Origin of the sequence: Candidatus Protochlamydia sp. R18 (genome assembly GCF_000648255.1) — a bacterium.
GTDB classification, from domain to species: Bacteria; Chlamydiota; Chlamydiia; order Chlamydiales; family Parachlamydiaceae; genus Protochlamydia; species Protochlamydia amoebophila.
The window spans coordinates 1-266 of the sequence record NZ_BASL01000526.1 but is presented as its reverse complement, the minus strand read 5'-3'; the positions used below and the strand labels follow the sequence as shown (position 1 = coordinate 266).

Below are 266 nucleotides of genomic sequence, written 5' to 3'. Positions count from 1 at the left end.
AGATCTAAATGCGTTAAAGCCACTAAAGGTCGCAAGTGTGCTAATCCAGCGTCAGTAAGTTTTTCGCAATAGCTTAGGTCTAAATGCTGTAAAGCCACCAAAGATGCCAAATGCGCTAATCCTGCGTCGGTGATTTTATAGCATTTAGCCAGATTTAAATGCTGCAAAGCCATCAAGGATGCTAAATGGGCTAATCCTGCGTCGGTAAGTTTGTAGCATTCCTGGAGATGTAGTGCTTTTAAATTTTTACAATTTTTTAACGCTAA

The 266-nt window shown here is 39.8% G+C and carries 1 pseudogene; it reads right to left on the bottom strand.

The annotated features are described in order from the left end of the window. Nucleotides 1-266 (bottom strand): annotated as a pseudogene (locus tag TY19_RS00700) (hypothetical protein); the annotation flags it as partial.